The organism is Rhodanobacter caeni, assembly GCF_039523575.1.
Taxonomy (GTDB): Bacteria; Pseudomonadota; Gammaproteobacteria; order Xanthomonadales; family Rhodanobacteraceae; genus Rhodanobacter; species Rhodanobacter caeni.
Window position 1 is genome coordinate 344,390 of record NZ_BAAAFO010000003.1, and the last position, 19,149, is coordinate 363,538.

Consider the following 19,149-nt stretch of genomic DNA (forward strand, 5'->3'; position numbering starts at 1 on the left):
AACCATCCATGCGTCGCATCCTGATCGCCGTCGCCACTGCCTTCTTGCTGGCCGGCTGCGCCACGGCCCAGCGCAAGGATGCGCTGACCAGCACGCTCAACACGTACGCCGCCACCTTGCGCTGGGGCAGCTTCCAGAGCGCGCTGCAGTTCGTCGACCCCAAGGTGCTGCAGACCAACCCGCCCAGCTCGCTGGACATGGCGCGCTACCAGCAGATGCGCGTAAGCGACTACGACGATGGCGCCGGCCCGGTCGCGGTGACGGACAACGAGGTGCAGCAGGTGGTGCAGCTGCACCTGATCAACATCCACACGCAGTCCGAGCGCACCGTGATCGATCGCCAGACCTGGCGCTACGACGAGGAAAAGAAGCGCTGGTGGCTTACCAGCGGCCTGCCCGACGTCACCCACGACTGAGTCCGCGACACGGGGCGCTCGCCCCGCGCTGCCCGTATAATCGCCGGTTCACCCGAACCCGCGCGGTCGCCGCGCCTGCGGAAACACGATGAACGAAATACTGCACAAGCTGCCGGAATTCGTCGGCAACCACATGGCCTTGTCGGCCCTTTTCGTGATCCTGCTGCTGGCCCTGATCGTGGTCCAGGTCAGCCTGCTTTTCAGCAAGACGCGCGAGCTGACGCCGGCCGGCCTGACCGCGCTGATCAATCGCGAAAGCCCGCTGCTGATCGACCTGTCCGCGATCAACGATTTCGAGAAGCGCCACGTGCCCGGCGCGAAGCACGTGGCGATGAGCCAGTTCGATCCGGAGAAGAAAGACATTGCCAGCGCGCGCGAGCTGCCCGTGGTGGTGATGGACAAGGATGGCCGCGGCAACGCGCCGAAGGCCGCGCAGCGGCTGGTGAAGGCCGGCTTCAGCAAGGTCTACATCCTCGCCGGCGGCGTGCTGGCGTGGCAGGCGGCGCAGTTGCCGGTGGCCAAGGGCAGCAAGTAACCGGTCCGTGGCGGCGGACGCCGCCATCGGTCAGGCCACACCCATCAGAAGCCGGTGAAGCCCGCGCGTCCGGTGATGATGCGCGCCAGCACTTCGGGCGCGTAGTCGAACGAGTCGTAGTACAGCCGGTCCTCGGGCAACCCCGCCTCCAGAAACAGCTTGTGGCCGGCGTCGATCATCGGCGGCGGGCCGCTCATGTAGAGATCGTGGCCGGACAGGTCGGGGTAATCGGCCAGCACCGCCTCGTGCACCAGGCCGGGCCGTTCGCCCGGGCCCACCTCGGCGCCGGAAATCACCGCGTGGAAACGCACGTTCTGCGTCGTCGCCGCCCAGCGTTCCGCCAGCGGTCGCAGGTACAGGTCGGCCGCGCTGCGCGCGCCCCAGTACACGTCCATCGGACGGCGCGAACCCAGCCCGATGAAATGCTCGACGATGGCCTTGACCGGCGCAAAGCCGGTGCCGCCGGCCATGAAGATCATCGGCCGCTCCGAGTCCTCGCGCGGCACGAACGTGCCCAGCGGCCCTTCGATGCGCAGCCGGTCGCCAACCTGCAGCTGGCCGTCCACCCACGAGGTGAACTCGCCGCCCGCCACGTGGCGCACGTGCAGCTCGATCATGCCGTCGTCCTGCGGGCCGTTGGCGATCGAGAACGGGCGGTGCTGGCCGTCCTCCAGCACCACGTCGAGGTATTGGCCGGGCAGGCGCAGCAGGCGGCGTTCGCCGGGTGCCGGCGCGAGGCGCAGGCCGATCACGCCGGACGCCAGCGTCCATTTCTCCACCACCATCACGCTGAGCTGGCGACGGGCGATGTCCTCGACCGAGGTGACCTCGCGCGCGCGCAGCAACAGGTCGCTGGTGGCGACCGCCTGGCACGGCAGGATCGCGTGCTGCGCCAGTTCGCCCGCGCTCAACGCCTGTGGCGGATTGGTGGGGTACTCGCAGCTGCCCTCGAGCATGATCGCCTTGCAGCTGCCGCACACGCCGGCGCGGCACGAATAGGGCAAGGCCACCCCGGCTTGTTGCGCCGCCCCCAACACGGTTTCACCAGTGGCCACCGGAAACTGGCGGCCAGACGCTTGCAGGGTGACGGTAAACAAGGCATGCCCCGAATGATCCGCTGCACGCGGCAGCGTAAGTGCAACAACACAGTGTCGTATCGCGTTGCCGCAGCGATATCAGCGATCAACAATACGGTTTCGACCGGGAGGAAGCAACGATGAGCATCTGGAAACAGCCCACCGACCTGGCCCGCATCAACGGCTGGAGCGAGCGCACCATGATGGAGACGCTGGGCATCCGCATCACCGGCATCGGCGACGACTGGCTGCAGGGCACCATGCCCGTCGACCACCGTACGCACCAGCCTTACGGCCTGCTGCACGGCGGTGCGTCGGTGGTGCTGGCCGAGACGCTGGGCAGCACCGCGGCAATGCTGACGCTGGACCCGGACAAGGAGGTGGCGGTGGGGTTGGAGATCAACGCCAACCATGTCCGCGGCGTGCGCGAAGGCACCGTCATCGGCACCGCGCGCATGCTGCACCTGGGCCGCACCACGCAGGTGTGGGAGATCCGCATCGAGGACGACCACGGTGCGCTGGTGTGCATTTCGCGCCTCACCATGGCGGTGGTTCCCGCGCGCGTGGCGGGGCCGCGTTGAACGCGCTTTTCCGCATGCACCGGCTCCGCTCCGCGACGCGCAGAAAAGGCGAAAGCAAGGAGCGCATCGCGCCATGACCGCGCAGGCACCCTACGCACGACTGAGCCCCGACCTGGTGCTGGACGCCGTCGGCGCCTGCGGACTGTGGCCCGATGGTCGGCTGCTGGCGTTGAACAGTTACGAGAACCGCGTGTGGCAGGTCGGGCTGGAGGCGGTGGGCGACGAACCGGCGACGCCCGTCATCGCCAAGTTCTACCGGCCCGGCCGCTGGAGCGATGCGGCGATCGAGGAGGAGCACGCGTTCGCGCAGGCGCTGGCGAACGACGAGTTGCCCGTGGTGGCGCCGCTGGCGTTCCATGGAAAGACCCTGCTGCACCACCACGGCTTTCGCTACGCGCTGACGCCGCGACGCGGTGGCCGGGCACCCTCGCTCGAGTCGGCCGAGCAGTTGCAATGGCTGGGGCGGCTGATCGCCCGCATGCACGTGGTGGGCGCGCGCGGTGCGTTCGTCCATCGCAGCCGGATCGATCGCGACACCATGGTGCACCAGCCGATGCAGGCGGTGCTTGCCTCCACGCTGTTGCCCGCGTCGCTGCACGGCCATTACCGCGCGGCCGCCGGCCGGCTGGACGACGCCATCGCGCGGCGGCAGGAAGCCGTGGGCGCGGTGCGGCAGATCCGGCTGCATGGCGACTGCCATCCGGGCAATGTGCTGTGGACCGACAACGGCCCGCATTTCGTCGACTTCGACGACGCCCGCCGCGGCCCGGCGGTGCAGGATCTGTGGATGCTGGCCGGCGACGAGGCGGCGATGGAAGCGCTGCTGGAGGGCTACCGGCAGTTTCGCGATTTCGACGACGGCGAACTGGCGCTGATCCCGGCCTTGCGCGCCATGCGCCAGCTGCATTACGCCGGCTGGATCGCCGAGCGCTGGAGCGATCCGGCCTTCCCCGCGGCCTTCCCGTTCGCCGCCGAACCGCGCTGGTGGGAGCAGCACGTGGCCGACCTGCACGAACTGGCCGACGAACTGGCCTAGCCGCGGCGCGCGCGGGCTTCCCCCTGCGCGATCGAGCAGGCATGCTTGAGTGGATACTTTCCCCGAGCCTCCCCATGAAGCGATCCAAGACCGCCGCCCTGCTGCTGATGAGCGCGGCCCCGTTGCTGCTGACCGCCTGCGACAGCGAAAGCCCGGCGCGCGAAGGACTGTACACCTCGGTCGAGGCCTGCACCGCGCAGACCAACGACAGCTACACCTGCCAGCAGGCTTACGCCAAGGCCGAGCAGGAGGCGGTCGCCACCGCGCCGCGCTTCGCCAGCCGCGAGGCATGCGAGGCCAGCTATGGCGAGGAAAAATGCGCCGAGCGCAGCGACGGCGCCCACCATTCGTTCTTCGGCCCGCTGATGACCGGCTTCTTCCTGTCGCAGATGCTGTCGCGCAACGGCGCGCCGATGAACGGCTTCACCAGCGGTCCGGCGTTCCGCGACAGCAGCGGCAACTGGCAGCGGCCCGCCACCGGTGGCGCGCGCGGCAGCGTGTACCGCGGCAGCAACCGCACGGCGATGGTGCCGATCAGCGCCACGCCGAACCGCGCCGTCACCACCAGCCGCGCCGGCTTCGGCAGCTCGGGCCACAGCCGCGGCTTCGGCGGCTGATGCGGCGCGTCGCCACGGTCGAGCGTCCCGACTGGCGCGACAAGGCGGCCGCCTGCGGCTTCGGTTTCCACACCATCGACGATGCGCCGTACTGGGACGAGTCGGCGTACTACGCCTTTGGCCTGCGCGCGATCGAGGATGACCTCGAGGCGCCGACCGAGGAGCTGCACGCGATGGCGCTGGACATGGTCGACCGCATCGTCGCCAGCGAACGGCACATGCAGCAGTTGGCGATCCCCGACCCTTATCGCGACTGGATCGCGCAGAGCTGGCGCGAGCGCCAGCCGCACCTGTACGGCCGCATGGATCTCGCCTACGACGGCAGCGGCCCGGCCAAGCTCTACGAGCTGAACTACGACACCCCGACCTCGCTGTTCGAGGCGGCGTTCTTCCAGTGGCAATGGCTGGAGGACCAGCTCGCGCGTGGCCGGCTTCCGTCCGGCAGCGACCAGTTCAATTCGATCTACGAGACGCTGGTGGAAGCGTTCGGCACCATCGCGCGCCGCATCGCGCGACCGTTTCATTTCGCCGCGGTGCGCGACTCGGCGGAAGACCAGGGCACGGTGGATTACCTGCGTGACTGCGCGCTGCAGGCGGGCATCGAATGCGGCGCGCTGGCGATCGAGGACATCGGCGTCTCCGGGGACGGCCGCTTCACCGATCTGGACGACAACGTGATCGGCTGCCTGTTCAAGCTGTATCCGCTGGAGGACATGTTCCGCGAGTCGTTCGGCCCGTACCTGCCGCGCTCGGGCCTGCAATTGATCGAGCCGCCGTGGAAAGCGCTGCTCAGCAACAAGGGCATCCTGCCGCTGTTGTGGGACGCGCATCGCGGCCATCCCAACCTGCTGCCGGCCGTGTTCGACGACGGCGGTGCATTGCCGCGCGGCTGGGTGCGCAAACCGCTGCATTCGCGCGAGGGCGCCAACATCGCGATGCACCTGGACGACGGCAGCGAGCTGCGGAGCGAGGGGCCGTATCTCCACGGCGCCAGCATTCGCCAGGCCTGCCACCCGCTGCCGCGCTTCGAAGGCCACTACCCGCTGATCGGCAGCTGGGTGGTCGGCGATCGGGCCTGCGGCATCGGCATCCGCGAGGACAGCTCCCTGATCACCCAAGACACCGCGCGCTTCGTGCCGCACGTCATCGTCGAGGAAGCACGCGGCGTGTTGATGGCGTAACCGCCGGTCGCAGGCATCGGCTAAGCTCCCCGTCTTTCTGCACAGGACCCCAGCGTGCGCACTTTTCTGTTCCGCCTGATCGGCATCCTGGAAATCGCCGGCGGCCTGTACGGCGCGGTGGCGATGACCAGGCGCCTGCTGCCCTTGGGCGCCACCGTGGACAGCGTGCTGGCGCTGATCGGCCTGGCCGTGTTCGGCTTCGTGCTGGTGGCCGGCGTGCTGCTGCTGGAAGGCAGCGAACAAGGCGTGCGGCTCTCGCGCTGGGCGCAGTTGCTGCAACTGCCGCTGATCGCCACGCCGGTGTTCAGCTATGCGCTGCACAGCGGCGCGTTCGCCCACCTGTTTGCCACCGTGCAGGCCAGCCCCCGGCTTCGTTTCCATTGGGATGCGGGCACCGAGCATTTCGCGCTGGCGCTGGCGGGGCCGGCGGTCTCGCGGCTGGGCGTGAACCTGCTGGCGCTGGGCTCGTGGCTGGTGCTGCGGTTGCGCTAGCCGGCGGCAGGCCCGGCGGCCGCTTCACCGTTGGCGAACGACGGGTTCGGGCCACGCCCGCCGCCCTCGGGATTTCACATATCGTCACAAGCGGCTCGGGTACGCTTTCGCGCCAGTCGCCGTTGGCTTAGCGTGCCGGGCGAAATCCCTGGGCAAACGAGGGCTTGACCATTCGGAGCGAAACCTTGACCCCTCTTTCACCTTCACCGGTGGTTTCCACCGGAAATGCCGGCCTGGATGCGATTCTGGGCGGCGGGTTGCCGGCCCACCGGCTGTACCTGCTCGAAGGCGCCCCCGGCTCGGGCAAGACCACGCTGGCGCTGCAATTCCTGCTCGAGGGCGTACGCCGCGGCGAGCGGGCGCTGTACATCACCTTGTCGGAAACCTACGACGAGCTGGCGGTGGTGGCCGCATCGCACGGATGGGACATCGAGACCTTCGACGTGTTCGAGCTGGAGTCGGCCGCCGACGTGCTGGGCGGCGGCACCGAGCAGTCGATCCTGCACCCGTGGGAGCTGGAGCTGGACGAGACCATCCAGCTGCTCCAGCGCGAGGTGGAGCGCGTGAAGCCGGCGCGGATCGTGTTCGACAGCCTGTCGGAAATGCGCCTGCTGGCCCAGGACTCCCTGCGCTACCGCCGCCAGGTGCTGGCGTTGAAGCGCTTTTTTGGCAGGCGCAACGCCACCGTGCTCCTGGTCGACGACATGACCGGCGGCGAGAACGGCACGGACGCGCACCTGCACAGCCTCTGCCACGGCGTGATCACGCTGGAGCGGCTGACCCTGGATTTCGGCGCGGCGCGCCGGCGAATGCAGGTGCAGAAATTGCGTGGCGTCGATTTCGTGGCCGGCTATCACGACCTGGCGATCCGCAAGGGCGGGCTGGAGATCTGGCCGCGCCTGATCGCCGCCTCGCATCACCGTGCCTTCGATGGCACGCCCACGCCCAGCGGCGTGGACGCGCTCGACCACCTGCTGGGCGGTGGCCCGCTGCGCGGCACCTGCACGCTGGTCACCGGGCCGGCGGGCGCGGGCAAGACCACGGTCGCCCTTCAGTACGTCGACGCGGCCTGCCGTCGCGGCGAACGCTGCACCATCTACGAATTCGACGAGCGCATCGGCACGCTGATGGCGCGGGCCAGGGCGTTCAACCTGGATCTGGACAAGCACGTCGCGGACGGGCTGCTGGTGATCGAGCAGATCGACCCGGCCGAACTGCCGCCGGGCGAATTCTCGTGGCGGGTGCGCCAGCAGGTGGCCGAACGCCACGCGCAGATGATCGTGATCGACAGTCTCAACGGCTACCTGGCGGCGATGCCACAGGAGCAGCATTTGATGCTGCAGATGCACGAGCTGCTGTCCTACCTGAGCCAACAGGGCGTGGTGACCTTCCTGCTCAACCCGCAGAGCGGCCTGCTCGGCAACATGTCCAGCGAGCTCAATCTCTCGTACATCGCCGACACGGTACTGCTGCTGCGGTTTTTCGAAGCGGGGGGGCGCATCCGCAAGGCCATCTCGGTGTTGAAGAACCGCAGCGGCAAGCACGAAGACTGCATCCGCGAGTTGCGCATCGACTCCCGGGGGCTGCGCGTGGGCGATCCGCTGTCCGAATTCAAGGGTGTGCTTACCGGCACGCCCGAATACGTTGGCGCGGTATCGCCCTTGCTGGAGAACCGTGACGATGGCCATCGCGCCTGACCTGGACGCCGCCAAGGCGCAGCGGCCGGAGGGGCGATGCGTGCTGATCGTCGCGCCGTTCGGCCGCGATGCGCAAAGCGTGGCGAAGCTGCTGGAACAGGCCGGCCATGAAGCGGTGATCTGCGCCGACCTGCGCGAGCTTGGCGCACGGATCGACGCGCGGACGGGTGCCGTGCTGCTCACGCAGGAAGCGCTGGCGGGCAACATGGCGGCCTTGAACGACGCCCTCGACCGGCAACCGCCATGGTCGGACGTGCCGTTCGTGCTGCTGATCGCGGCCTCCAGCCGGCGCAGCGGCCGTGCCGAGGCGACGCGCCTGCAGTTTCTGGAGCTGACCACCAACTGCGTGATCCTGGAGCGGCCGATCGGCAAGCGCTCGCTCACCAGCGCGGTGGCCTCGGCGTTGCGGCTGCGCCGCAAGCAATTCGAGATGCGCGATCGCCTGGTCGAACTGCGCGAGAGCGACCGGCGCTTCAAGGCCATCACCAATTCCGTCGACCAGATGATCTGGACCACCCTGCCCGACGGACACAACGATTACTACAACGACCGCTGGTATGAATTCACCGGCCTGGCGCCAGACACCACGGAAGGCAACGGTTGGAACGCCGTGCACCCCGACGACCGCGAACCGTCGAAAAAGCGGTGGCAAGCCTCGCTGGCGACCGGCGAACCGTACGAGATCGAATACCGCCTGCGCCACCACACCGGCAGCTACCGCTGGGTGCTGGGCCGCGCGCAGCCGCAGCGCGGTGATGACGGACGCATCGTGCGCTGGTTCGGCACCTGCACCGAAATCCAGGACCTGGTCGAGGCGCGTGAAGTGCTGGCGCGTTCGCGCGAGGAGCTGGAACAACTGGTAGCCGCGCGCACCGCCGCACTGGAAGCGGAAATGGCCAGCCGCAGCGAAGTGGAAGCGGCGCTGCGACAAAGCCAGAAAATGGAAGCGGTGGGGCAGCTCACCGGCGGCATCGCCCACGACTTCAACAACATGCTGGCCGGCGTGCTCGCCGGGCTGGACCTGATCAAGCGGCGCATCGACAGCGGCCGTTTCGATGGCGTGGAGCGTTTCATGGAGGCGTCCATCGCGTCAGCGCAGCGCGCCGCCAGCCTCACCGCGCGGCTGCTGGCGTTCTCGCGCAAGCAGTCGCTGGACGCGCGGCCGCTCGACATCAATGCACTGGTGGTCTCGCTGGAGGACTTGCTCCACCGCAGCCTCACCGAGTCGATCCGCCTGCGCGTGGTGCCCGGGCAGAACCTCAGTCTGGTGGTGGCCGACAGCAACCAGTTGGAAAGCGCCCTGCTCAACCTGGCCATCAACGCGCGCGACGCGATGCCCCACGGCGGCGAACTCACGGTGGAGACGTCGATGGCGGACCTGGACCAGGCTCGGGTTGCCGCCGAGCCCGACATGCAGGCCGGCCGCTACGTGGCCATCGCCGTGACCGACACCGGCGTGGGCATGACCCGCGACATGCTGGACAAGGTGTTCGAGCCGTTCTACACCACCAAGCCGATCGGCCAGGGCACCGGTCTGGGCCTGTCGATGATCTACGGTTTCGCGCGGCAATCCGGCGGCGAGGTGCGCATCCAGAGCGAACCTGGCCGCGGCACCACCGTCACCCTCTACCTGCCCGCCAACGACGACGCCGCCGGCCTGGAGCAGCCGCCCGCGGCGGGCGCGGTGCGCGAGGGCAAGGGCCAGAGCGTGCTGCTGATCGAGGACGACCCGTCGGTGCGGATGATGGTGCGCGAGCTGCTCAACGAGCTGCAGTACGAGGTGCACGAGGCAGCCAACGCCGACGCCGCCTTGCCGATCCTCAGCTCGCCGTGCGCCATCGACCTGATGCTCTCCGACGTCGGGTTGCCCGGCATGAACGGGCGCCAGCTGGCCGAGATCGCCCGCCGCCATCGCCCTGCCCTGCCGATCCTGTTTCTCACCGGTTATGCCGAGAGCGCGGCGCATCGCCAGGATTTTCTCGGCGACGGCATGGCCATGATGACGAAACCGTTCTCGCTGGAGGCGCTGGCCGGCAAGATCGACGAGATGATCGCCGGCACCCCCGCACACGCCGTGCAGGCCATGTGACTTTGCAACGGCCGGCCATGGCGACCGGCTATCATGCGCGGATGTCCACGCCCGCCTTGCCCATCATCCGCCTCAAATCCGACCGCGCCCCCGGCCACCCCTGGGTGTGGTCCGCCCAGGTGCACAAGCCCGGGCAGAAATTGCCGCCCGGCAGCCTGGTCGACGTGCACGATGCGCGTGATCGCCCGGTCGGCAAGGCGTTCTGGAACGGCCATGCGCGCATCGCGCTGCGGCTGCTGGAAACGCATCCGGACGAACCCGTCGATGCGGTCTGGATCGCCGCCCGCATCGCCCGCGCCGTGCAGTTGCGCCGCGACTGGCTGCAGCTGGACAAGGTGAGCGACGCCTGGCGCGTGGTGCACAGCGAGGGCGACGGGCTTTCCGGGCTGATCGTCGACCGCTATGCCAACGTGCTGGTGATCGAATATTTCGCCGCCGGCATGTGGCGTTTCCGCGAGACGATCCACGCCGCATTGCTGGCCCATTTCCCCGGCGCGCAGCTGTACTGGTTCGCCGAGTCGCACGTGCAGAAGCAGGAATCCTTCGACTGCCGCAGCCCCGAGGTGCCGGCGCCGTTCGAGGTGCACGAGCACGGCCTGCGTTTCCACGCCGCGCCGGGGCTGGGCCACAAGACCGGCTTCTTCGCCGACCAGCGCGACAACCGCAAGCGTTTTGCGGAGCTGGCCAAGGGCCGCCGCGTGCTCGACCTGTGCTGCAACGCCGGCGGCTTCGCCGTGCACGCGATGGCGGCCGGTGCGCGCGAGGCGGTGGGCGTGGACCTGGATGCCGGCATCCTCGACGTGGCCCGCGCGAACGCGCAGGCCAACAACGTGGCCGTGGCGTTCGAGCAGGCGGACATCTTCGACTGGGTGCGTGCTGCCGTGGCGCGCGGCGAGCAATACGACGCCGTGGTTCTGGACCCGGCCAAGCTCACCCGCGACCGCAACCGGGTGATGGATGCGCTGAAGAAATATTTCGCGATGAACCGCCTGGCGCTGGACGTTATCCCGCCCGGCGGATTGCTGCTGACCTGCTCGTGCACCGGGCTGGTCGGTGAAGCCGAGTTCCTGGAAATGCTGCGCCGGGTGGCGCTCAACGCCGGCCGCCAGATCCAGGTGCTGGAGGTGCGCGGCGCCGGTGCCGACCATCCGTTTCGCACCGACGTGCCCGAAGGGCGCTACCTGAAAGCCGTGTTCTGCCGGGTGGATTGAAGCTCACATCGGCTTGACCGTGGCCTTGCGCACCATCCGCGCATGGCCAGTTCTCCCGATGACATCGACCCCGCACTGCGGCGCGAAGTGCGCGCTGCCGGCCTCGTCTACGTGCACGACGACCAACCCGGTATCCGTCGGCAGCGTTGCGGCAAGGGCTTCAGCTATCGCGACGCCGATGGCCGCTGCGTGTGCGACGAGCAACACCTGCAACGCATCCGCGCGCTGGCCATTCCGCCGGCCTACGTGGATGTGTGGATCTGCGCCAACCCGCGCGGCCACCTGCAGGCCACCGGCCGCGATGCGCGCCAGCGCAAGCAGTACCGCTACCACGCGCAATGGCGGACGTTGCGCGACCACGGCAAGTTCGACCGCGTGCTCGCGTTCGGGGCGGCGCTGCCGGCGCTGCGCCGGCGCGTGCGGCGTGACCTTGCCCGTCCCGGCCTGCCGCGCGAGAAGGTGCTGGCCCTGGTCGTGCGCCTGCTCGACGAGACCCTGATCCGCATCGGCAACGAGGGCTATGCGCGCGACAACAAGAGCTTCGGCCTGACCACCCTGCGCTCGCGCCACGTACGCGCCGAACGCGGCCGCCTGCGTTTCGCCTTTCGCGGCAAGAGCGGGCAGGAGCAGGAGGTGGAATTGAGCGACCGTCGCCTGGCGCGCATCGTGCGCCGCGTGCAGCAACTGCCCGGCCAGCGCCTGTTCCAGTACCTGGACGACGACGGCCAGCGGCAGCCGATCGACTCGGGCGAGGTGAACGAGTACCTGCGCGAGGTCTGCGGCGAAACCTTCAGCGCCAAGGATTTCCGCACCTGGGGCGGCACCGTGAACGCGGCCGGGGTGCTGGCGCGCACGCCGCTGCCGCAGACCGGCGCTGAGCAGGCGCTGCGCAGCACGCTGGCGGCGGCGGTCAAGGAGGTGGCGGCGATCCTCGGCAACACGCCGGCGGTGTGCCGCGCCTCCTACATCCATCCGCTGATCCTGCAGGGCTGGCAGGACGGCAGCCTGCAGCGCGCCATCACGCCCACCGTGGCGGTGCATCCGCGCCAGCTTGAACAGCACACGTTGCGCTACCTGCGCCGCCAACTGCGGCGTGCCCGGCGCGGCTGAGGCAGGTCAAGCCTTGGCCGGCAGCCGCCCGCGCAGGCTCGCCGCATCGAACGGGCCGGGCGCGGCCAGCAGGGCGCGCGCCGCGTCGACCTGGTCCCACACGTTCCACAGCAGCACGCCACGCACGCGGCCGCCGTCGAGGTAATAGACCACGCCTTCGCGGTTGGGCTCACGCCAGTCCTCGACCACCTGCAGCCGGGTGTCGAGCACGCCCACCGCCTCATAACCCAGGTCGAACAGGTCCGAATAGAAGAACGGCTGGCTGACGTAGTCTTCGTTGACTCCGGCCATGGCGCGGCCGGCATGCCGGCCCATGCCGACGGCGGCATCCTCGTGCTCCACCCGCATGCGCCGGTCCAGCGCCACGCTGTGGAAACTGGCCACGTCGCCGGCGGCCCAGATGTCCGCATCGCTGCTGCGCAACTGCGCATCCACCACGATGCCGTTGTCGACGGCCAGGCCGGCCTGCTCGGCCAGCGCCGTGTTCGGCGTCGCGCCGATGCCGGCCACCACCGCATCCAGGCGCAGCGTGCTTCCGTCGGACAGTTCCAGCGCCACGCCGCCGTCGACCTCCCGCCCACCGCTCACCTTGGTGCCCGCGCGCAGCTCGACGCCGTGCTCGCGGTAATACGTATCGAGAAAAGCGCACAAGCCCTCCGGGTAGCGGCCCGCGCCGATCGACGTGCCGGGAAACAGCATCGTCACCTTGCAGCCGATGCCGCAAAGCGACGCGGCCAGTTCGCTGCCGATGAAACCGCCGCCGATCACCGCGACGTGTGCGCCGGGCTTCGCATACCGGCGCAGCGCCTCGTAATCGGCCAGGGTGCGGAAATGGATCAGCCGCTCGCCGCCATCGAATGCCAGCTTGCGCGGCGTGGCGCCGGTGGCCAGCAGCAGGCGGCGGTACCGGTAGGTATCGCCCTGTTCGTCGCGCGCCAGGCGGGCCTTGCGATCGAGCGAGACGATGTGCCGCCCCAGATGCAGGGCCGCCCCGCTCCGCGCCGTGGCCAGGTCGATGTCGGCGGGCGACTTGTCGCCCTTCCACAACGCCTTGCTCAGCGGCGGACGCTGGTACGGCGGCGAGACGTCATCGCCCACGATGCCGATGTTCGCCCCGCGCTCGACCTCGGCAATGGCCTTGGCCGCCGCGTCGGCCGCCATGCCGCCACCGATGATCAGGTAATCGTGTACATATTCCATGCTGTTCTCCTGGCTGACGCAGCCATGATGCGCCTGGTTTCGACAACGGCGGAGGGACATCCCGACGCAGCGGGTGAGACGGCGCGACGTACACTGGATGCATCCACCCGGGAAAACGTTCCATGCCGCTCAACCAGATTTTGCTGATTCTCCTCGTCGTGCTGGCCGCCGCCGTGCTGCTGCTTCAGGTCGTAGCCCTGCTGCGCGGCCGCGGCGACCCTGGCTTGGGCGCGAAACTCGACACCCTCAAGGACGACAGCGCCCGCGTCGAACGCACCCTGCGCGAGGAACAGCGCGCCGGCCGCGCGGAGCTGCAACAGGGGTTCGACCGCTTTCGCGGCCATCTGGGCGAACAGCTCGGCAACGCCTCGCAACAGCAGGCCGAGCGCATCGAAAGCTTCGCCCAGCGCCTGACCCAGCTCACCGAACGCACCGACAACGGCCTGCAATCCCTGACCCAGCGGCTGATCGACGACGCCCGCAAGGGCCGCGAGGAAATCGCCGCCACGCTCAACCGGCTGGGCGAGCAGCAACAGCAGCGGCTGGCCGCGCTCACCGCCGACAACGAAAAACGCATGGGCGAGATGCGCGCCACGCTGGAAGCCAAGCTCGGCGCGATCCAGCAGGACAACGCCGCAAAACTTGAACAGATGCGCGCCACCGTCGATGAAAAACTGCACGCCACGCTGGAAACCCGGCTGGGCCAATCGTTCAAGCTGGTGTCCGAGCGGCTCGAAGCGGTGCAGCGCGGCCTGGGCGAAATGCAGAACCTGGCCACCGGCGTGGGTGACTTGAAGCGTGTGCTGACCAACGTGAAGACGCGTGGCGTGCTGGGCGAAACCCAACTCGGCGCCCTGCTCGAACAACTGCTGACACCCGACCAGTACGCCGTCAACGTGGCCGTGGTGCCCGACACCGACGCGCGGGTGGAGTACGCCATTCACATGCCCAACGGCACCGACGGCGCCGCACTGTGGCTGCCGATCGACGCCAAGTTTCCGCTCGAGGACTACCAGCGCCTGCAGGAGGCCCAGGAAAGCGCCAATGGCATCGCCGCAACGGATGCGGCCAACGCGCTGGAGCGGCGCGTGCGCGACGAGGCCAAGCGCATCCGCAGCAAGTATGTGGTGCCGCCGCACACGGTGGATTTCGCCATCCTGTTCCTGCCCACCGAGGGACTGTTCGCCGAGGTGCTGCGTCGGCCCGGGCTGTTCGAGTCGGTGCAGCGTGACCACCACATCACGATCGCCGGGCCAACCACGCTGGCAGCGATCCTGACCAGCCTCAAGGCCGGTTTCCGCACGCTGGCGATCGAGAAGCGCAGCAGCGAGGTATGGCAGTTGCTCGGCGCGGTCAAGACCGAGTTCGGCAAGTTCGGTGCGGTGCTGGACAAGGTAAAAAAGAATCTCGATCAGGCCAGCAATCAGATCGACGCGACCGGCATACGCACCCGCGCGATCGAGCGCAGGCTGCGCGACGTGGAGACGGCGCCGGGGGAAGTCACCCAGCAATTGCTGGGCGACGATGCGCCCGTGCTGGACGAGGGCGACGACCCGGGAACCTGAGCATCCCGCCGCGCATCTCCTCGCGGGCTTGACGCAACCGTTAAACTGGCCCGACCCGCAACCCCAAAGGCATCCGTATGAGCGATCAGCACAAACCTCACGGCGTCAGCCAGGAACAAGCCGAAGATGCCGTCCGTGTGCTGCTGCGCTGGGCCGGCGAAGACCCCACGCGCGAAGGCCTGCTCGACACCCCCCGGCGGGTGGTGAAGGCCTACGGCGACTGGTTCGCCGGCTATGCCGAGGATCCGGCCGACTTCCTGAAGCGCACGTTCAAGGAAGTCGATGGCTACGACGAGATGGTGGTGTTGCGCGACATCGAGTTCGAAAGCCATTGCGAGCACCACATGGCGCCGATCATCGGCCGCGCCCATGTCGGTTACCTGCCGACCAACCGGGTGGTCGGCATCAGCAAGCTGGCGCGCGTGGTGGACGGCTTCGCGCGACGCTTCCAGGTGCAGGAAAAGCTCACCGCGGAAATCGCCCACTGCATCCAGGAAACCCTGCAGCCGGCCGGCGTGGCGGTGGTGATCGATGCCAGCCACGAGTGCATGACCACCCGCGGCGTGCACAAGCGCGGCGTGTCGATGGTGACCAGCCAGATGCTGGGCTCGTTTCGCGACGACGCCCGCACGCGCATGGAATTCCTGCAGTTCATCGGCCTGCAGGGCGGCCATCGCTGAAGAACTTCCGGCATCGGCCGATGAAGATCCACCGGTCGTAGCGACGGCCGCCCCGACCCTTCCCCCACCGTGCACATTGATCTGGTCACCCTGAGCCTGGTCGGCGCGCTGCAGGCCTTGCTGCTGGCGCCACTGCTGCTTGCCGCCACCCGCGCCTATACCGGCGTGGCGCGCCAGAGCCTGCGCATCTGGGGCACGGTGCTGGTGTTGCAGGCGCTGGGCTGGGCGCTGATGGGCGCGCGCGGCCAGATCAGCGACTGGTTTTCGATCGTGCTGGCCAACGGCATCTTGATGGTTTCCTACGCCGAGACGGCGCGCGCGTTGCGCCTGCTGCTGGGCGTGCCGCCGCGGCGCGGCCTGCTGGCCGCCATCGGCATCGGCGGCTGGCTCGGCATCGTGTGGTTTGCGCAGGTGCAGCCGGATTACCCGATGCGGGTGTATATCGCCACCGCGTCGCTGGGCGGCTTTCTGCTGTTGTTGCTGTGGCCGCTGCGGCACGCGCTGCGGCCGGGCGGGTCGAGCGCGCAGCGGGTGATGCTGCTGGTGTTGCTGGGCGCGGCCGCGGGCTGGTTTTTCCACCTTGGCGAGCTGGTATTCGGCGACGTGCCGGCGCCTGGCCTGCTGGACGCCACGCCGGGCAACGTGGCGCAGATGATCTACAGCGCGATGGAGCCGGTGTTCGCCAGCGTCGGATTCCTGCTGATGTACAACGAAATGGCGCAGGCCGAATTGCGGCGGCTGGCACGCACCGATCCGCTCACCGGCACGCTCAACCGGCTGGCGCTGGACGAGATGGCGCAGGCGCTTTTCCAGCGCGCCACGCCGCATTCGGGCGCGGTGCTGATGATCGACGTGGACCATTTCAAGACGATCAACGACCGCTTCGGCCACGCGGGCGGCGACCGCATGCTGGCCGCGCTGGCCCGCGGCATCGGCGGCTGCCTGCGCAAGGACGACGTGCTGGGCCGCGTCGGTGGCGAGGAGTTTCTGGTGCTGCTGCCCGACACCGGCATCGACGACGCGTTGGTGCTGGCCGAAAGGCTGCGCATGGCGGCGGCCCGCCTCCAGGTCGTGCTGGATGGCGAACCGCAGAGCGTCACGGTTTCGATCGGCGCCGCCGCACGCGATGCGACCGATACGGAACCCGCCACCCTGATCCACCGCGCCGATCGTGCGCTCTACGCCGCCAAGAACGCCGGCCGCAATCGGGTGGCCACGCTGGAAGCCACGCCGCCTGCCCCGGCCCGCGACGTCGCGGAATGCGGCGACTGATGGCCAACGCCCTGGCGCTGGCAAGCGCAAGGCCGAACTGCTCCAATGCGCCGATGCGCCTACGGCTGATCCTGCTGCTTTCCCTCTGCTGCGTCGGCGCTGCCCACGGGCGCGATTATCCCGCCACGCCGTCCGGCTACCTGGCGATGATCGACGCGAACGGCGACGGCCGCATCAGCGAGGCGGAATACGTGGACTACCTGAGCGCCGGCTTCCGCCGCATGGACCGCAACGGCGACAACGTGCTCGATACCAGCGAGCTGCCGCCCGGCCCGCGCCACACGCCGCGCACGCTGGCGGCGTTCCAGGCCGACCTGGCGGCGCAGTTCCACCGGCTGGATCGCAACGGCGACGGCACCCTGAGCGCGAAGGAACTGGCCCAGCCGCCGCGTTAGCGGCAGACGACGCCATGGCGCTCCTTTCCCGTGGGAGCGGCAAGCTGGGGCATCCGCGCCATGTCGGCATGATTCCGCTATCGTGCGCTTCTTTCCCCTCCCCCAACCCATGAACCCGCCGACCGCCACCCCACGTCACCGCGCCGCGCTGGCCTTCATCTACGTCACCGTGCTGCTGGACATGCTGGCGTTCGGCATCATCATTCCGGTGTTGCCGCACCTGATCGAGCAGCTGGCCGGCGGCGGCATCGCCAAGGCGGCGTGGTGGGTGGGCATCTTCAGCACGGTGTTCGCGATCGTGCAGTTCGTGTTTTCGCCGGTGCAGGGCGCGTTGTCGGACCGGTTCGGGCGGCGGCCGGTGATCCTCATTTCCAACCTGGGGCTGGCGGTGGATTTCGTGATTCTGGCGCTGGCGCCCACGCTGTGGCTGCTGTTCGTGGCGCGCATCCTGCTGGGCATGACCGCGGCCAGCTTCAGCACCGCCAACGCCTACATCGCCGACATCACGCCGAAGGAGAAACGCGCGGCCGCGTTCGGCATCCTGGGCAGCGCGTTCGGGTTGGGTTTCATCATCGGCCCGGGGCTGGGCGGCTTCCTCGGCGGCATCGCGCTGCGGCTGCCGTTCTGGGTGGCGGCGGGGCTGGCGCTGTGCAACTTCCTGTACGGCTGCTTCATCCTGCCCGAATCGCTGCCGCCCGAACGCCGCACCGCACGCATCGAACTGCACAGCGCGCATCCGTTCGGCGCGCTGAAGCTGCTGCGCCGCCAATCCCAACTGCTCGGGCTGGCGGTGGTGCTGTTTCTGGTCTACCTGGCGCATTACGTGCTGCAGACCGTGTTCGTGCTGTACGCGGATTACCGCTACAGCTGGGGCCCGCAGGCGGTGGGTTACGTGCTGATGCTGGTGGGCGCCTGCGACGGTTTCGTGCAGGCGGTGCTCACCGGCAAGCTGGCGCCGCGCTTCGGCGAGCGGCGCGTGCTGCTGGCCGGCATGGCGTTCGGCATCGGCGCCTTCCTGGTGATGGGCGCGGCCGGCAGCGGCAGCATGTTCCTGCTCGGCGTTCCGCTGCTGGCGCTGTGGGGGCTGGCGATGCCGCCGATCCAGTCGATCATGACCCAGCATGTCGACCCGTCCGAGCAAGGCCGGCTGCAGGGCGCCATCGGCAGCCTCGGCAGTTTCGCGGGCATCTTCGGGCCGTATCTCTTCGCGCAGGTTTTCGCGCTGTCGATCGCGCCGTCTGCCTCGATCCATCTGCCCGGTGTAGCCTTTGTGCTTTCGGCCGCATTGATGCTGGTGGGCATGGTGATCGCTGCGCGCGTCACCCGACACCCGCCACCGGCGGCGACCGCTCCGCTTCTCCACCAACCCCAGGAACAACCATGACCCTGTCCATGTACCAGGCTTCCGTCCCCGTCTTCGTCCGCGCCCTGACCAATCTCACGCACGTGCTGAAAAAGGGCGAGGCGCACGCCAAGGCGAAGAGCGTCAGCGACGAAACCCTGCTGCAGACGCGGCTGATCGTCGACATGCTGCCGCTGATCAAGCAGGTGCAGATCGCCTGCGACATGGCTACCCGCGGCATCGCCCGCCTGGCCGGCGTGGAACCGAAAAGCTTCGAGGACAACGAGACCACGCTGGCGCAGGCGTACGACCGCATCGCGCGCGCCACCGACTACATCAAGAGCTTCACCGCCGAGCAGATCGACGGCAGCGAGACCCGCGCCATCCACCTGAAGATGCGCAACGGCGAGCTGGATTTCGACGGCCAGACGTATCTGCTGCATTTCGTGATCCCGAACCTGTTTTTCCACTGCACCACCGCGTACAACATCCTGCGCGAAGCGGGCACCGAGATCGGCAAGACGGATTTCATCGGCCAGGCGTGATGCGTCAACCTCTCCTCCGACGATGCCGGAGGAGAGGACCGGGGCGGGGAACACGTTCGGGCGGGTGATCCACATCTGCGAAAATGCAGCACCCATCTGCCGGACCCGC

The 19,149-nt window shown here is 68.6% G+C and carries 19 protein-coding genes; 17 read left to right on the forward strand and 2 right to left on the reverse strand.

What is annotated here, in order from left to right:
• The first annotated feature begins 8 nt into the window (after positions 1-8).
• Together ABD017_RS10130 and ABD017_RS10135 are read left to right on the forward strand one after the other, a co-directional pair.
• A complete protein-coding gene (locus ABD017_RS10130) occupies positions 9-416 on the forward strand; it encodes a hypothetical protein (protein ID WP_343882637.1) in 408 nt (135 codons plus the stop codon).
• A gap of 88 nt (positions 417-504) precedes the next feature.
• Positions 505-951 carry a rhodanese-like domain-containing protein gene (locus tag ABD017_RS10135; RefSeq protein WP_343882638.1) on the forward strand — a complete coding sequence of 149 codons (447 nt, stop codon included), beginning with the start codon at positions 505-507 and terminating at the stop codon, positions 949-951.
• A 44-nt stretch (positions 952-995) separates the two neighbouring features.
• On the opposite strand, the gene ABD017_RS10140 is transcribed toward ABD017_RS10135, so the two are convergent.
• Complete coding sequence (locus tag ABD017_RS10140; protein ID WP_343882639.1) at positions 996-2,048, reverse strand: 2Fe-2S iron-sulfur cluster-binding protein; 1,053 nt, start codon at positions 2,046-2,048, stop codon at positions 996-998.
• Between the two features lie 119 nt (positions 2,049-2,167).
• Here ABD017_RS10140 and ABD017_RS10145 point away from each other — a divergent pair, with 119 nt between their 5' ends.
• The 9 genes from ABD017_RS10145 (at position 2,168) to ABD017_RS10185 (ending at position 12,041) form a co-directional block, all read left to right on the forward strand.
• Positions 2,168-2,608: a hotdog fold thioesterase gene (locus ABD017_RS10145; RefSeq protein ID WP_343882640.1), complete on the forward strand. Its 441-nt coding sequence runs from the start codon at positions 2,168-2,170 to the stop codon at positions 2,606-2,608.
• A gap of 73 nt (positions 2,609-2,681) precedes the next feature.
• Complete coding sequence (locus ABD017_RS10150; RefSeq protein ID WP_343882641.1) at positions 2,682-3,644, forward strand: serine/threonine protein kinase; 963 nt, start codon at positions 2,682-2,684, stop codon at positions 3,642-3,644.
• A gap of 74 nt (positions 3,645-3,718) precedes the next feature.
• Positions 3,719-4,261, forward strand: a complete 543-nt coding sequence (locus ABD017_RS10155; RefSeq protein ID WP_343882642.1) for a DUF1190 domain-containing protein — start codon at positions 3,719-3,721, stop codon at positions 4,259-4,261.
• Positions 4,261-5,442 carry a glutathionylspermidine synthase family protein gene (locus ABD017_RS10160; protein ID WP_343882643.1) on the forward strand — a complete coding sequence of 394 codons (1,182 nt, stop codon included), beginning with the start codon at positions 4,261-4,263 and terminating at the stop codon, positions 5,440-5,442. Before ABD017_RS10155 ends, ABD017_RS10160 begins: the two co-directional genes overlap by 1 nt.
• Before the next feature lie 54 nt (positions 5,443-5,496).
• Entirely contained in the window at positions 5,497-5,934 is a 438-nt protein-coding gene (locus tag ABD017_RS10165) for a hypothetical protein (RefSeq protein ID WP_343882644.1), read from the forward strand.
• A gap of 185 nt (positions 5,935-6,119) precedes the next feature.
• Positions 6,120-7,631, forward strand: a complete 1,512-nt coding sequence (locus ABD017_RS10170) for an ATPase domain-containing protein (protein ID WP_425543713.1) — start codon at positions 6,120-6,122, stop codon at positions 7,629-7,631.
• A complete protein-coding gene (locus tag ABD017_RS10175) occupies positions 7,615-9,720 on the forward strand; it encodes a hybrid sensor histidine kinase/response regulator (RefSeq protein ID WP_343882645.1) in 2,106 nt (701 codons plus the stop codon). Before ABD017_RS10170 ends, ABD017_RS10175 begins: the two co-directional genes overlap by 17 nt.
• A 41-nt stretch (positions 9,721-9,761) precedes the next feature.
• Entirely contained in the window at positions 9,762-10,931 is a 1,170-nt protein-coding gene (locus ABD017_RS10180; RefSeq protein ID WP_343883088.1) for a class I SAM-dependent rRNA methyltransferase, read from the forward strand.
• A 42-nt stretch (positions 10,932-10,973) separates the two neighbouring features.
• Positions 10,974-12,041, forward strand: coding sequence for a DNA topoisomerase IB (locus ABD017_RS10185; protein ID WP_343882646.1), 1,068 nt, complete (start codon positions 10,974-10,976; stop codon positions 12,039-12,041).
• A gap of 6 nt (positions 12,042-12,047) precedes the next feature.
• On the opposite strand, the gene ABD017_RS10190 is transcribed toward ABD017_RS10185, so the two are convergent.
• Positions 12,048-13,241 carry an NAD(P)/FAD-dependent oxidoreductase gene (locus tag ABD017_RS10190; RefSeq protein WP_343882647.1) on the reverse strand — a complete coding sequence of 398 codons (1,194 nt, stop codon included), beginning with the start codon at positions 13,239-13,241 and terminating at the stop codon, positions 12,048-12,050.
• 122 nt (positions 13,242-13,363) lie between these two features.
• Here ABD017_RS10190 and ABD017_RS10195 point away from each other — a divergent pair, with 122 nt between their 5' ends.
• From ABD017_RS10195 to ABD017_RS10220, 6 genes are all read left to right on the forward strand, one after another.
• Positions 13,364-14,806: a DNA recombination protein RmuC gene (locus ABD017_RS10195; protein ID WP_343882648.1), complete on the forward strand. Its 1,443-nt coding sequence runs from the start codon at positions 13,364-13,366 to the stop codon at positions 14,804-14,806.
• Between the two features lie 77 nt (positions 14,807-14,883).
• A complete protein-coding gene (folE, locus tag ABD017_RS10200; RefSeq protein WP_343882649.1) occupies positions 14,884-15,486 on the forward strand; it encodes a GTP cyclohydrolase I FolE in 603 nt (200 codons plus the stop codon).
• A gap of 69 nt (positions 15,487-15,555) precedes the next feature.
• A complete protein-coding gene (locus tag ABD017_RS10205; RefSeq protein WP_343882650.1) occupies positions 15,556-16,758 on the forward strand; it encodes a GGDEF domain-containing protein in 1,203 nt (400 codons plus the stop codon).
• Positions 16,758-17,153 carry an EF-hand domain-containing protein gene (locus tag ABD017_RS10210; protein WP_343882651.1) on the forward strand — a complete coding sequence of 132 codons (396 nt, stop codon included), beginning with the start codon at positions 16,758-16,760 and terminating at the stop codon, positions 17,151-17,153. Before ABD017_RS10205 ends, ABD017_RS10210 begins: the two co-directional genes overlap by 1 nt.
• Before the next feature lie 109 nt (positions 17,154-17,262).
• Positions 17,263-18,537, forward strand: a complete 1,275-nt coding sequence (locus tag ABD017_RS10215) for a TCR/Tet family MFS transporter (RefSeq protein WP_343882652.1) — start codon at positions 17,263-17,265, stop codon at positions 18,535-18,537.
• Positions 18,534-19,040 (forward strand): DUF1993 domain-containing protein, encoded by a 507-nt coding sequence (locus tag ABD017_RS10220; protein WP_343882653.1) that lies wholly within the window; start codon positions 18,534-18,536, stop codon positions 19,038-19,040. The genes ABD017_RS10215 and ABD017_RS10220 overlap by 4 nt, the downstream gene beginning before the upstream one ends.
• Positions 19,041-19,149: the final 109 nt, after the last annotated feature.